The sequence below is a fragment of the Pricia antarctica genome, assembly GCF_900101815.1.
In the GTDB taxonomy this organism is placed as follows: domain Bacteria; phylum Bacteroidota; class Bacteroidia; order Flavobacteriales; family Flavobacteriaceae; genus Pricia; species Pricia antarctica.
This window is the reverse complement of the sequence record NZ_FNAO01000003.1, coordinates 1-14,137: the sequence shown is the minus strand read 5'-3', so window position 1 is coordinate 14,137 and position 14,137 is coordinate 1. Positions and strand designations below refer to the sequence as shown.

The following is a 14,137-nucleotide window of genomic DNA, read 5'->3' as shown; positions in this document are numbered from 1 at the left end:
AAGTGTTTACCCAATAAAATCGAAATAAATACGTTAAGGGGGTATCTATTCGTTTTGATCGACGTAATACTACTTATAAAAAATTTATTAATTTTGCAGACTAATTAAATAGTACAGACCATGAAAAAAGTAATTTTAGCCTTAAGTGCCATTTCAGTAATGACTTTCACATCTTGTAAGGATAATGCCTCGAGCAAGATTAAGTCGGATAACGTAGCCGAAGCGGCACAACGCGATGAAGCCGGCAACCAAGTACCCGTTATGGAGTTCGAAGAAATGGAGCACGACTTCGGAACTATCGAACAGGGCACTCCCCAAGAAACTGCATTCAAATTTAAAAATACCGGTAACGCGCCGTTGATCATTACCAATGCGACCAGTTCTTGCGGCTGTACCGTTCCGAACCCACCGAAAGATCCTATCGCTCCCGGTGAAACCGGAGAATTGATAGTAAAGTTTAACGGATCCGGACAAAATCAGGTGAGCAAGACCATTACTGTGACCGCAAATACCGAGAAAGGTTCGGAGATGTTGCGCATCAAGGCCTTTGTAAACCCAAAGAACGCCGGTCCCGTTAGCCCGAATTCTTAAAAAATTGATTTCACCTTGCGCTTGCCTTTGTATAGATGACGCGAAAGATATATCCCTGTGTTATGTTAATGCTGAAAAGGCACATTGGATGATGTGACGATTTTTGCTTCACTTAACGCTGGCATATTAGGTCGACGTAAGACTTGCCGGTCGGTGGGTCTTAAGTTGATTGTTTTTAAATCGATAGGCAAGAAGTAAGGCTTTACGTTTAAACCGAGAGTAGAACACTAACCAAGAAAATTGAAATAAATAATGGGTGACATAGGACAGTTTCTTCCGATGATCTTAATCTTTGTGGTGGCATATTTTTTTATGATACGCCCACAAATGAAACGTTCAAAAGATGAAAAAAAATTCGCCGCCGAACTGAAAAAGGGCGACCGGGTAATTACCAAAAGCGGATTGCACGGCAAGATTATGGATCTGAACGATAAGGATTTTTCCTGTATCTTGGAGACAATGGCCGGAAAACTCAAATTCGACCGCTCTTCAATTTCCATGGAAATGAGTAAAAAATTGAACGCGCCCGAAAAGAAATAAAGGGCAAGTTTCTACATGTTTTAAGCATCGGTTTTTTAAATCGATGCTTTTTTTGTTGTAGACCTTGTTGAACGGCTGTCTTGGATAAAAAACGCCCCTATATCGTTTTTACCGTTGAAATTACTAACTTGTTCACCAAATTTAAAGAAGGATTATGTACCAGAACAGAAGAAATTTCATAAAAAAAAGCACTTTGGCCCTGGCGGGCTCCAGTGCGGCATTCCTATTTCCCATGGAACTTTTGGCCGCGATGCGTACCCCTGTTGGGGCGAACGATCGTATCAATGTCGGACTTATTGGCTGCAATGGCATGGGTTTTAGTGATTTGAGTTCGATGCTGAAAATTAGCGAGACAAACGTAATCGCCCTTTGCGATGTCGATGAAAACGTGCTAAAGGCCCGTACCGCGGATCTTGAAAAGGCAGGCATCAAAAAACCGATGTGGTACAGGGACTATCGGAAATTGTTGGAAAATAAGGATATCGATGTGGTCATCATCGGCACGCCCGACCATTGGCATTGCCTGATGTTGACCGATGCCCTGCAGGCGGGTAAAGATGTGTATTGCGAAAAGCCGATTGCCAATTCCATTCAAGAATCCAATATCATGTTGAACTACGTGGGCGCCAGCGATCGGATGGTACAGATAGGACAATGGCAACGCAGTCAGCCGCATTTTGTCGATGCCATTAATTTTGTGCATTCCGGAAAATTGGGGAACATCCGTTTGGCGAAGGCCTGGGCCTATCAGGGTTGGATGAAACCAGTACCCATATTGCCCGATGCTGCAGCGCCGGAAGGCGTGAACTACAAGATGTGGTTGGGACCGGCGCCCGAACGACCGTTCAATCCCAACCGTTTCCATTTCAACTTTCGATGGTTCTGGGATTATGCAGGTGGATTGATGACCGACTGGGGCGTACATATGATGGATTATGCATTGTACGGCATGAAGGCGGGCACTCCCAAATCTGTCATGGCCTTGGGCGGAAAATTCGCGTACCCCGATGATGCTTCTGAAACTCCCGATACCTTACAGACAGTATACGAGTATGATGGATTTTCGATTCTTTGGGAACATGCCACCGGTATTGACGGAGGTAATTATGGTAGGAACCACGGGGTGGCCTTTATTGGCAATAACGGTACCTTGGTCGTGGATCGCAATGGTTGGGAAATTATTCCCGAATCGGAATTCCAAGGATGGGGCAAACCGGGCATCCCGAAAATGGAAGCTGAATCACACGGTACGGGAGGCGTAAGCGGACTCGACCTGCACACCGTCAACTTTATCGAATCCGTAAAAAGTAGGGACCTTGCCAGCTTGAACGCCCCTATCAAAGTGGGCTATGATGCGGCCGTCGTATCCCATATGGGCAATGTAGCCTTCAAGACCGGTAATCGCATTTACTGGGATGAAATCGCGGGGGAGTTTAAAGAGAAAGCAGCCAACGCCTATTTGAAAGCGAATTATCAGAACGGGTGGAAGTTGCCGATGATTTAAAAATCAAAGCACCAAATCCCAAAACTAGAGATTGGAATTTGGTGCTTTGAGTTTGGAATTTTACGTTGTTCTAGTCGCGACGATTTCACAAATCTTCACAATAACCTCAACCGCTTTTTGCATGCTCTCAACGGGTACATATTCATATTTCCCATGAAAATTATGCCCTCCGGCAAAGATATTGGGACAGGGAAGCCCCATATAGCTTAATTGCGAACCATCGGTACCGCCACGGATCGGTTTAATAATCGGCGTCACTCCGACGGCTTCCATGGCCTTTTTGGCAATATCGACGATATGTATGACCGGCTCTACTTTTTGCCGCATGTTGAAATATTGGTCCTTGATTTCTAACGCGATACAGTCTCCATAAACGCTGTTCAGTTTTGCGGCGATGTCACAAAGCAGTTGTTTTCGTTTTTCGAAAAGTGTTGCATGGTGGTCGCGAACGATCAATTCGAATTCCGCATGTTCGATTCCGCCTTTGAGATGGTGCACGTGAAAAAAGCCTTCCCGCCCTTCGGTGTGTTGGGGTGTTTCTTCCGGGGGTAAAATTTGAAGGAATTCCGTGGCGATGCTGATGGCGTTCACCATCTTGTTCTTGGCGTAACCCGGGTGTACGCTTTTTCCCGAAATGGTCACTTTGGCACTTGCGGCGTTGAAATTTTCATATTCCAGTTCCCCGATCTGGCTGCCGTCTAGGGTGTAGGCCCATTCGGCTCCGAACTTGTCCACATCGAAAAGGTGTGCGCCGCGTCCTATTTCCTCATCGGGCGTAAAGCCTATCCGTATTTTTCCATGTTTGATTTCCGGGTGATCGATCAGGTATTCCATCGCCGTCACGATTTCGGTAATTCCTGCTTTGTCATCGGCTCCCAAAAGGGAAGTGCCATCCGTGGTAATCAGGGTCTGTCCTTTATATTCCAGTAAATCCTCAAAATAATCAGGGGAAAGTATGATGTTGTCCAAAGCATTGAGCACAATATCCTTTCCATCGTAATTCTCGACAATTTGGGGGTTTACATCCGTTCCCGAAAAATCTGGACTTGTATCAAAATGCGAGATGAACCCTATAACTGGCACCTCCTCCTCTACATTACTTGGTAGAGTGGCCATGATGTAGGCATTATCATCGATTGTAACATCCTCTAGACCGATCTCTTCAAGTTCATCGACCAGTTCTTCAGCAAAAAGCCATTGTTTTTCCGTACTGGGCGTAGTTTTGGAATTTGGATCGCTCTGTGTATCGATTTTCACGTATTTCAGAAAGCGCTCGATGATAGGTTGCATGGTATCTCAAATTTGAACTAAAAGTACGAAATCGACGATAATCTGGATGTTGGTCTGTTATGTAGAACAATATTTATGACTGTTTTCTTACGTATTAGCATAATAATTACTTAATTTCAGCATTCAAATTAACAAAAACAAACACATTATGAAAACAAAGTACTTTATCGTATTGGTTCTATTATTTGGTGTCGTCGGCATAGCCAGCGCCCAAATAACGGGAATCGTTTTGGATGACGAACAGGCCCCCTTGCCCGGCGCTTCGGTAGTCATAAAGGGTACCACAACGGGAGCTACGACGGATTTTGACGGTAATTTTTCGATCAATGCCGAGGTTGGCGATACGTTGGTGGTCTCCTACATCGGTTTCGAAACTAAGGAAACCACAGCGGAAGCAGGGGAGATGAGCATACAACTATCGTCAGGTGTAGCCTTATCGGAAGTTGTGATTATTGGGTCCCGCGCCCCGAACCGAACCGCGATTGAAAGTGCGGTGCCGGTAGATGTCATCGATATGAAAGAACTGAACAGCGTAGGCCCACAGGTCAACCTGAACCAGATTCTGAACTACGTCGCTCCCTCCTTTACCTCGAACACGCAGACGATTGCCGATGGTACAGACCATATCGACCCCGCTTCTTTACGAGGTCTTGGTCCCGATCAGGTCTTAGTGCTGATCAATGGTAAGAGGCGGCACAACTCTTCGTTGATCAACGTAAACGGTACCTTCGGCCGAGGTAGTGTGGGTACCGATTTAAACGCGATTCCCGCCGCTGCCATTCAGCGGATAGAAGTCTTGCGCGACGGTGCTGCCGCCCAGTATGGTTCCGATGCAATCGCTGGCGTCATCAATATCGTATTGAACAGAAGCGTTAATGAATTGAACACCTCAGTAACTACGGGAGCTAATTTCACCAAAAATGCCAACGACCAGACCGGTGGTGTAGATGGTGCATCCACCAACGTCGCAGCAAGTTATGGCGTGCCCTTGGGTGATAATGGCGGCTTTCTGAATCTCTCTGGAGATTTCGATGTGCGACAGGATTATAGCAGGATGAAGGAATGGGAAGGAACTGTCTTCAATCAATACAACGTTGTCGAGCGTGTTGCCAACGCTGATGGCTACGATATTACTAATCTGTTGGACGATGATGTGGCCGATGTCATTCAATACGCTAATCAGGCTGGTATCGCGCTGAACGGGGCTACCACTAAAGCAGAGTTACAGCCTATACTTGGTGCGGATGCTACGGAAGCTGAACTATCGGCCCGTGGTCAACAACGCAGCGATTACAATATGCGAGTCGGACAATCTGCTTTGCGCGGCGGTCGTTTTTTCGCCAATTTCTCTTTACCCTTGGACGATAACGGTACGGAAGTGTATTCCTTTGCCGGATTAAGCTCACGTACCGGCAATTCCGGGGGCTTTTACAGATTGCCAAACCAAAGCCGGACCTATACACCGGCCTACATCAACGGATTTTTGCCAGAAATCAATTCCAATATCAAAGACCAATCTCTTGCCGTTGGTATAAAAGGAAAAATAGGCGATTGGGATGTTGATTTGAGTAATACCTACGGCCGAAACGCTTTTTTGTATACGATAGGAAATACCTATAACGCCTCTATGCAGCGGGCTTCACCTACTATTTTCGATGCTGGTGGATTTTCATTCACTCAAAACACCGCCAACCTCGATGTCACCCAATATTTCGACGATGTCATGGCTGGACTTAACGTTGCTTTTGGAGCGGAGTATCGTACTGAAAAGTACGATATACAAGCGGGCGAGGAGCCTTCTTACGCCCAGTATACCGCAAATGGCCAACGTATTACGTTAGCCTCTCAACAAGCTTCCCAAGATTTCTTTGGGAATAGCAGACCGGGCGGGTCGCAGGTATTTCCTGGATTTGCTCCCAGCAACGAACTCTCGAGAGGTCGTAGTAGTGTGGCAGGTTATGTGGATTTAGAAGCTGATTTATCTGAAAAATTCTTGGTCAGTTTTGCTTCACGTTTTGAAAATTACAGTGATTTTGGATCCACCATTAATTTTAAGTTATCCACGAGATATAAAATAACGGATAACATTAACATTAGGGGTGCTGCGAATACCGGTTTTAGGGCACCATCTTTGCATCAGATTAATTTTAACTCTACTTCGACCATTTTTGATAACGAAGGAAATCCACAGGAAGTCGGTACTTTCGCCAATGACAGTAGGGCTGCAAACCTTTTGGGAATTCCCGATCTCAAGGAAGAAACCTCAAAAAGTGTCAGTTTGGGTCTTACCGCAAAAATTCCCGATGCCAATCTGACGTTTACAATAGATGGGTATTATGTTGAAATCGATGATAGAGTGGTCTATACGGGTCAATTCGAGGGTCCAGGTACCGGTACTGAATTGGATAATCTTTTGCGTCAGGCCAATGCGACGGCGGCGTCCTTTTTTGCCAATGCAATCAATACCGAATCTAGGGGCCTTGATGCGGTAATCACCCACAACGCCAATCTAGGCACGAATTGGAGGTTAAAGTCCGACTTGGCTGGTACTTTTTCCCGTACCAATCAAATCGGTGATATTAATGCGTCGCAAGTATTGACCAACGCGGGACTAGTTGACACTTATTTTCCTGAAGATAGTAGGGTCTATTTGGAAGAGGCCGTACCACGAACTAAAATTAATTTGTCGAATAGCCTGACTTCCGATAAATTAGTATTCTTTTTAAGGAATGTCTATTTTGGTGAGGTGACCGAGGCCACTACTACCTTTGAGAATCAACAAGTATTCGGTTCGAGAATAGTGACCGATCTATCCGTCGGCTACAAATTCACGGATGCGCTAACACTTACAGTTGGTGCGAACAACTTGTTAGACATCTATCCCGAGCGGGCGTTCGATCAATACGGCAACCGCAGCGACGGCCGATTCGATTGGTCGCGTAGGGCACAGCAGTTCGGTGTTGGTGGGAGGTATCTGTTCGCGAGATTGAACCTTACGCTTAAATAATTTTAGAAATCAACTATACCTATAAAGGCTACCTGAAAAGGTGGCCTTTTTTTTGTTCATCTTTTTATCCGAAAAAATAAGCCTCCAATTTCTCAAAACGAAAAAGTTATGTTCTAGAGTACGTATTTCCAAGAGTATTCCGTTAGGGAACTATCCTCTTTAATCAACACCGATCTTTCGACACCCACATAGCGTAGCATCGAACTCCATTTGATAGGGAACTTATTTAGAGGTATTGTCTGGAACCGAGAATATTGGCTTTTGAGGTCAGATGAAGTCACTTTGTAACGGCATAGCAGGGCTACGGTTGTCAAGAATAAGGAAGTAGGCCCTCAAGATGTGATATTCGTAGGTAAAAGAAAAAGTCTAAATGAGTTCATAACTAATCCCATGTAAACGGGAAGATTTAGGAACCAACTATTGAAGGTGTTTTGTCTCTAGATAACCCTAAAGTGGTATCAAGATCCCAGCCAATCCTTGAATTCGGTGGCTTTGGCTTTGCTGATTACAATGCGCTCGGGACAAATGGGTTTTACCTCAACAATCAGTTTACCATTAAAATAGCTTTTAAGATTGACGACCGCCTCTTTGTTGATGATGAACTGTCTGTTGGCCCGGTAGAAAAGGCTGGGATCTAATTCTTCTTCGACATCTTCAAGTTTGTCGTCAACGGAATAGGAAGTATTATCTGAGGTAATCGCTTTGACGATACCGGTATCTATTCTGAAATAGGCGATAGTATTCGTTTTTAGGGGAATCAGTTGGTCGCGATGGCTGACTAGAAAAGTGGTCTTAAAACTCTTGCGTTCGGTCTGTATTAAATCAAGTAGGCCCTTTACCTGTTGGTCGTCGATTCTTTTTCCCTTGTTCTGCACCTTGAATTGATGCAGGGCATCTGCCAACTCTTCTTTATCTATGGGTTTCAATAAATAATCGATACTGTTGAACTTAAAGGCTTTCAGGGCATATTGGTTGTAGGCGGTCGTGAATATAACGGGAATGTCGATGCTCGACTGTTCAAAAATCTCGAATGAAATGCCATCGGCCAGATGAATATCCATAAATACCAATTCGGCATCATGGGGTCTGGAGAAAAAATCCACGGATGCTTTTACCGAATCCAAGACTTGCACCACCTCGATATTCTTGTTGATGCTATGTAACAGATAGGCTAGGTTGTCACTGGCCGCCAATTCGTCTTCTACGATCAGTACTTTCATCATATCTTAAGCGTATTTGACTGGTTGTTCGGACTGTTCATTAAATCTCGAAACTTGGCATGCTACGTTACGGTTGCTTGACCAAGGGCAGTTCTACTGCAAAGATATTATTTTTGGTATGTACCTTGACCTCTTTCTTGAGCAGCAACACATATCTTTTCTTCAAGTTCAATAATCCATTTTTAGTGCCTTCTTTCAATACCGTCCGCGGTTGTATCTTGTTTTCCACATAGAGCGAGCCTTCCTGAGAGTAAATATGTACCGTTAAAGGCTTGCTCGTTGAAATTTCGTTGTGTTTTACGGCATTTTCTACCAATAGCTGTAACGCCAACGGAGGGATTTCTTGATCTAAAAACTTTTCATTTATTTGAATATTTATCGAAAATCGGTCGCGATATCGGGTACGTATCAAGTGCGTATAACTTTCGGTAAATTTGAGCTCTTCCCTAACGCTCACTAGATCGCTTTCACCACTTTGCAAGATATACCGATACATATGTGACAGTTTCTTGACGAATCGTGTTGCCTTTTCGTTCTCCCGGATCAAGGAGGTTAAGGAATTGAGGGAATTGAACAGAAAATGTGGGTCGATCTGGTTTTTTAACGCCATAAGTTCGTTCTGTAAACTCTGTTGCTTGAGACGCTCGTTCTCTAAACGGCTTTCTTGCTTATCGGTTTGCAGGCGCAGGATCCTTCCTATAAAGAACAGAACGATCAGCATGTTGGCATAGGTAAAGTTTAAAAATCCGTTGTCACGTGCCGAAATTTCGGTGCCAAGCAAAATAGGATAAAGGAATTTGAACAATGCAAGGGCCGTGATCAGGATCGCAATGTTGATCATGACCAAAACGGCCATTCGCATTTTGGTCGACCATTTGTACTTAGCGTAGCCGATGTTGGCGTTCAGTTCCAAAATAGCCCAAGAGAACAAAAGGAAAAAAACCAAGCGGTAGAGCATATCCATGATCCAAATCATGGAAAATCCTGGATTGCCTTCCATAATCATTTCATATAAAAAAATGGTCTTTGGAAGGGATGCCAAGATGGCGATTAGCACGGCAATCTTAATAATCGCGGATTGTTTGACTTGTGTTAAGGCCATGGAAAAATGCTTTTATGGGGATGTTTCAAATGTACATTAAATTTCAGGGGAAATTTTTTCGGTAATAGATTTCAAAAGGATGGTTTGTAAAAAAAAACCCTCAAATCTGATTTGAGGGCCTAATTTTATTTCTGCCATATGAATGACTTAGAGCATTGTTTTGCCCATGCTCTTATCTGGAATAGGCGTTGAAATTTTCCGGAAGATAATTTTGGACGTTAAAATCCAGTTCGATGGCTTCCTCATCTTCGATAAAAACTACGTCTTCAAGGTTGAGTTCCATACCCTTGTAAGCGTCAAAGTCGATGGGCAAATAGAATGCGGTATTAAAGCCGAGGTCCATTTCTTCCTCTTTTTCTATAAACACCACTTTAGATATATCTGCGTCCATTCCTTTATAGGCATCAAAGCCATCGGGAAGATAGGCTTTCGTATCGAAATCCAGTGCGACCTCCTCCGTCGGTTCGATATAATTAATTGTATCGATGGGTAGCGGTTCGCAATTGGTCTTACAATCAGGGGTTGAGGAAAAGGACGTTAGTACCGTTCCCAAGAATAGGATACCTAAATATGTTGTTGCTTTTTTCATAATATATTTTTATGTTGTTATGCTTCGTTTTATTTTATGGGACAAATATACGATCGCATTACCCCTGAAATTGGGACTTTTTGAGTGAAACGACTAAATTGGGCAGTGAAACGGCTATTCGGCAAAGTGAAGTTTATTGGAATCCCAACCTTTTATGGAGAGGTCGTTTCCAAAGTTTTAATATTGGGAAAGAAAGATATCAATGCGACACTAGCGAACTGGAGCTGAGCTGGAAATAACATATTCTCATAATACAATTAAAATTTTGACGACACCTTAAAATATAGAACCTATTCTTACCTTTGCCGCACCAAAGCTAATCTTGGTATTGAAAAAATGATGTCATGAAAGTCCGCGAGTATTTTATCCTAATTAGCGTTGTGTTAGTTGTTCTCATCGTAGGTGTAGCAACGGTATGGCCCCCTGTATTGTGGTGGTTTATTCTGGTAGGCCCGTTGATTGTGATGGGCGTTATTGACATCCTTCAGAAAAAACATACCATTCGACGCAATTTTCCCCTTATCGGTCGGTTCAGATATATTTTGGAGGACATACGGCCCGAAATCCAACAATATTTTGTGGAGACCGATACCGAAGGTAGACCACTGAACCGTATTTTAAGGTCGGTAGTTTATCGGAGGGCCAAGGGAGCTACAGATACGGAGCCTTTCGGTACGCAGATGGACCTTTACCATGCCGGTTACGAATGGATGGAACATTCGATGTACGCTAAACACAACCCCAAGGAAATCGGGGAATTTCCGCGATTGAAAATTGGGGGTAAAGACTGTTTGCAACCCTATTCTTCAAGTCTTTTGAACATTTCGGCCATGAGTTTCGGTTCTTTGAGCGACCATGCAATAATGGCCATGAACAAGGGCGCTAAAATGGGCAATTTTGCCCATAATACCGGCGAGGGGGGCATTAGCGACCATCATCTAAAATATGGTGGCGACCTAATCTGGCAGGTCGGTACCGGTTATTTTGGCTGTAGGAACGATGACGGTACGTTTAACGAAAAGACATTTCGGGAAAACGCGATTCGGCCCGAAGTAAAGATGATAGAGATTAAATTGTCGCAAGGAGCGAAGCCCGGGCATGGCGGAATTTTGCCTGCGGTAAAAAATACGGAGGAAATAGCAAAGATTAGGCATATAAAACCCGGTATTGCGGTACATTCGCCCCCTTCGCATTCCGCTTTTGCCGATCCGATACAGTTCATGAACTTCATTAAAAAACTGCGAGGTCTGTCCGATGGAAAACCCATAGGATTCAAATTGTGCGTCGGCAGAAAACAGGAGTTTATGGACTTCTGTGAGGCTATGATTTATACGGGAATTACTCCCGATTTTATTACGGTCGATGGGGGAGAGGGCGGCACGGATGCCGCCCCGATGGAATTTTCAAATACCATGGGCATGCCCTTGCGCGAAGGTTTGATTTTCGTGCACGATACCTTGGTAGGCTTCGGGTTGAGAAAAGAGATCAAAGTAATCGTTGCGGGCAAGATTATTACCGGTTTTCATATGGCAAGGGCCATTGCGTTGGGTGCCGATGGCTGTAACAGTGCGCGGGCCATGATGTTGTCTGTAGGCTGCATTCAGGCCTTGCAATGCAATATGAATACATGTCCGACGGGGGTTACCACCCAGAACAGATCCCTGGTAAAAGGGCTAGTGGTCGATGACAAGGCACCCCGAGTAAAAAATTATCATGAGGCTACTATTCACAGTCTTTTAGAGCTAGTGGCCGCTGCAGGCCTGAACGGTCTTGATGAACTTGACCGTAGCCATATCAGCAAACGGGTAGGTATGTACAATGTGCAGACCTATGATGAGATCTATCCGTATATGCAGGAAGGTTCGTTGTTGGAAATCGATACCATCCCCGACAATTACCAACGTTATTTTCAATTGACGCGGATAATGAAGTAGATCGGTGTGATTTTGAACCGTATCTTAGCGACATAATCGTTCGGTTTTGAAACTATCTTCTCAAAAGCTTTCCGAAAATACGAAAGGGCTGTGGCAGTTCTTGAAGAGCACCGATTTTTCAAAGGCCATTCTGATCGGTATCGCGGTGACGGTACCCATTGTTTTGGGCATTGGGTCAGATCATTTCGAAATCGGACTGGCACTTTGCTTTGGCGCATTTTGGAGTTCCCCCAGTGATGTCAACGGTAGTTATCGTCACAAAAAATACGGTATCCTTTTTTCGGCATCACTGGCCATGGTTGTCAGTTTTATCGGTGGCTATCTACATTTTAGTCCGTGGCTTCTTGTGCCGGTACTTGGCGTTCTTGTTTTTGCTATTTCTTTTCTTGCCGTTTACGGTTTTAGGGCCTCTCTCATCAGTTTTTCCGGACTGTTGGCATTGGTTTTGAGTTTTGCCCATACGGTCGAAACCCTTAAAATCTATCAGTACGCCCTTTTAATCGGGCTGGGGGGACTCTGGTATTTGCTTTTATCCACACTTTGGTACCGTTTGAATCCCAAGGCCCAGACCGAAGAAATCTTATCGGAAACCTTTTTACTCACCGCCCGGTATCTTGAAACACGCGGTAAACTAGTGGGACCGAATGCCGACCGAAAAAAATTGCAATCCCGATTATTGATTTTGCAGAGCGAGTTGACGGATACGCATGGGATCTTGCGGGAGATTTTGATCCAGAGCCGCACACGCTCGGGAAAATCAAACTACCAAGGGAAACGGTTATTGGTCTTTGTCGAACTTATCGATATTCTGGAAACGGCGATGGCCAATCCCGTGCAATACGACAAGATGGATGCCTTGCTCAAAAAATATCCCGAATTCATCAAAAGCTTTCAAGAACTGATTTTCGAAATAGCGCGTCAGTTGCGGATGATCGCGGAAGCGGGGGATAATACTCGAAAATACCCCACCAACAGAAATCTTTCGGCATCCTTTGAAAATGTTGGACGTCATCTAGAGACCTTTAACGCCGATAAAGCGAATACTGATTATCAGGAGTATCTGATGCTGCAAAACCTATACGAATACCAAGAAAAACAATTTGAAAAGTTAAAACGGATAAAATGGTTATTGGGTGATCCCGAGACCGACACCATCGATTTTATCGATAAAGAGGTATCCAAACGTTTTATTGCAGATCAAGATTACGATCCCAAGCTTTTGCTGCGCAACCTTAGTTTTAAGTCCACCATCTTCAAACATGCCTTGCGTTTGGCGGTAACCGTAATGGTCGGTTATACTTTGGGCGTATTTTTGGATTTCCAGAACCCGTATTGGATATTGCTGACCATCATCGTGATCATGCGGCCCAGTTATGGCCTAACCAAAACCCGCACCAAAGACCGTATTATCGGTACGCTCATCGGCGGAGCCATTGCGTCTGGACTGGTTTTTCTTATCGAAGACCCCTATATTTATGGAGGTTTGGGCATCGCCTCTTTGGTTGTGGCTTTTTCCATGGTTCAGAAAAACTATAAGGCCTCGGCCACGTTTATTACGCTAAGCGTAGTATTTATATATGCTATCATACGTCCCGATGTACTGACCGTCATCCAATTTCGAATATTGGATACACTCATCGGGGCGGGCCTTTCGTTTCTGGCCCTGCGTTTTTTATGGCCTGCCTGGAGCTTTTTGGAAATCAGTTCAACTATCGAGAAAAGCGTCAAGGCCAACAAAGCTTTTCTGCATTGTATCGCCAATTTTTATCAAGAGAAAGGCAAAGCATCCACGGAATTCAAAATTTCACGAAAAGAAGCTTTTCTAGAAACATCGAACCTAAGTTCCGCTTTTCAGCGTATGGCCCAAGAACCCCGTTCGAAACAGAAAAATCTTGATAAAATATACGAAATGGTCGTATTGAACCACACGTTTTTATCATCGTTGGCCTCTTTGAGTACCTATATTCAGCAGCATAATACTACTGAAGCTTCTGAAACTTTTACGACGAGCGCACAAAAAATAGAGGAAAACCTCGCTCAAGTGCTTCAGTCTTTAAGAGATGAAAATTTTAATGCCCCATATCACATTCCCGCGGATGGATTGGTGTCGACCGAAGCTTCTAAGATATGGCAGCAAAAATACGAGGAGCACTCCAGTGCCGCCGATGCTACCAAACGGAACCGTCAGGAAGCCCATTTAGTTACGGAGCAGATGCAATGGTTATTCTCGTTAAGTGAGAAAATGTTGCGGTTTGCGGGGGATACGAGAGTGTAAACTGAACTCTGTCTGAAATAAATTTTAATCATTAATTTTATTCAGACAGAACCATGAGAAAAGAAGAACAAACGGAATTCGAGAA

The 14,137-nt window shown here is 44.2% G+C and carries 10 protein-coding genes; 6 read left to right on the top strand and 4 right to left on the bottom strand.

Features of this window, described 5'->3' with window-relative positions:
• The first annotated feature begins 120 nt into the window (after positions 1–120).
• The 3 genes from BLT07_RS05260 to BLT07_RS05250 all read left to right on the top strand — a co-directional run bounded on the left by BLT07_RS05260 (position 121) and on the right by BLT07_RS05250 (position 2,635).
• A complete protein-coding gene (locus BLT07_RS05260) occupies positions 121–591 on the top strand; it encodes a DUF1573 domain-containing protein (RefSeq protein ID WP_091866538.1) in 471 nt (156 codons plus the stop codon).
• 252 nt (positions 592–843) lie between these two features.
• The gene (gene yajC / locus BLT07_RS05255) at positions 844–1,131 is read left to right on the top strand and encodes a preprotein translocase subunit YajC (RefSeq protein WP_091866536.1); all 288 of its coding nucleotides are present in this window, start codon (positions 844–846) and stop codon (positions 1,129–1,131) included.
• A gap of 154 nt (positions 1,132–1,285) precedes the next feature.
• Positions 1,286–2,635, top strand: coding sequence for a Gfo/Idh/MocA family protein (locus tag BLT07_RS05250; RefSeq protein ID WP_091866534.1), 1,350 nt, complete (start codon positions 1,286–1,288; stop codon positions 2,633–2,635).
• 60 nt (positions 2,636–2,695) lie between these two features.
• On the opposite strand, the gene pepT is transcribed toward BLT07_RS05250, so the two are convergent.
• Positions 2,696–3,925, bottom strand: a complete 1,230-nt coding sequence (gene pepT, locus BLT07_RS05245) for a peptidase T (RefSeq protein ID WP_091866532.1) — start codon at positions 3,923–3,925, stop codon at positions 2,696–2,698.
• 148 nt (positions 3,926–4,073) lie between these two features.
• On the opposite strand from pepT, the gene BLT07_RS05240 reads away from it, so the two are divergent.
• A complete protein-coding gene (locus BLT07_RS05240) occupies positions 4,074–6,932 on the top strand; it encodes a TonB-dependent receptor (RefSeq protein WP_091866531.1) in 2,859 nt (952 codons plus the stop codon).
• Between the two features lie 458 nt (positions 6,933–7,390).
• Here the strand turns inward: BLT07_RS05240 and BLT07_RS05235 are convergent, their stop codons facing one another.
• The 3 genes from BLT07_RS05235 to BLT07_RS05225 all read right to left on the bottom strand — a co-directional run bounded on the left by BLT07_RS05235 (position 7,391) and on the right by BLT07_RS05225 (position 9,843).
• Positions 7,391–8,155 (bottom strand): LytR/AlgR family response regulator transcription factor, encoded by a 765-nt coding sequence (locus BLT07_RS05235; protein ID WP_091866529.1) that lies wholly within the window; start codon positions 8,153–8,155, stop codon positions 7,391–7,393.
• Between the two features lie 64 nt (positions 8,156–8,219).
• Complete coding sequence (locus tag BLT07_RS05230) at positions 8,220–9,254, bottom strand: sensor histidine kinase (RefSeq protein ID WP_091866527.1); 1,035 nt, start codon at positions 9,252–9,254, stop codon at positions 8,220–8,222.
• A 172-nt stretch (positions 9,255–9,426) separates the two neighbouring features.
• Positions 9,427–9,843: a hypothetical protein gene (locus BLT07_RS05225; protein ID WP_091866526.1), complete on the bottom strand. Its 417-nt coding sequence runs from the start codon at positions 9,841–9,843 to the stop codon at positions 9,427–9,429.
• Between the two features lie 344 nt (positions 9,844–10,187).
• On the opposite strand from BLT07_RS05225, the gene BLT07_RS05220 reads away from it, so the two are divergent.
• Together BLT07_RS05220 and BLT07_RS05215 are read left to right on the top strand one after the other, a co-directional pair.
• Positions 10,188–11,777: an FMN-binding glutamate synthase family protein gene (locus BLT07_RS05220; protein ID WP_091866524.1), complete on the top strand. Its 1,590-nt coding sequence runs from the start codon at positions 10,188–10,190 to the stop codon at positions 11,775–11,777.
• A gap of 46 nt (positions 11,778–11,823) precedes the next feature.
• Positions 11,824–14,052: an FUSC family protein gene (locus BLT07_RS05215; protein ID WP_091866522.1), complete on the top strand. Its 2,229-nt coding sequence runs from the start codon at positions 11,824–11,826 to the stop codon at positions 14,050–14,052.
• The last annotated feature ends 85 nt before the right edge of the window (positions 14,053–14,137 follow it).

Excerpts from the sequence above, each read along its gene's own strand:
- BLT07_RS05240 (WP_091866531.1), top strand. The coding sequence starts at position 4,074 with ATGAAAACAAAGTACTTTATCGTATTGGTTCTATTATTTGGTGTCGTC.
- yajC (WP_091866536.1), top strand. The coding sequence starts at position 844 with ATGGGTGACATAGGACAGTTTCTTCCGATGATCTTAATCTTTGTGGTG.
- BLT07_RS05260 (WP_091866538.1), top strand. The coding sequence starts at position 121 with ATGAAAAAAGTAATTTTAGCCTTAAGTGCCATTTCAGTAATGACTTTC.
- BLT07_RS05225 (WP_091866526.1), bottom strand. The coding sequence starts at position 9,843 with ATGAAAAAAGCAACAACATATTTAGGTATCCTATTCTTGGGAACGGTA.
- BLT07_RS05220 (WP_091866524.1), top strand. The coding sequence starts at position 10,188 with ATGAAAGTCCGCGAGTATTTTATCCTAATTAGCGTTGTGTTAGTTGTT.
- BLT07_RS05235 (WP_091866529.1), bottom strand. The coding sequence starts at position 8,155 with ATGATGAAAGTACTGATCGTAGAAGACGAATTGGCGGCCAGTGACAAC.
- BLT07_RS05250 (WP_091866534.1), top strand. The coding sequence starts at position 1,286 with ATGTACCAGAACAGAAGAAATTTCATAAAAAAAAGCACTTTGGCCCTG.
- pepT (WP_091866532.1), bottom strand. The coding sequence starts at position 3,925 with ATGCAACCTATCATCGAGCGCTTTCTGAAATACGTGAAAATCGATACA.
- BLT07_RS05230 (WP_091866527.1), bottom strand. The coding sequence starts at position 9,254 with ATGGCCTTAACACAAGTCAAACAATCCGCGATTATTAAGATTGCCGTG.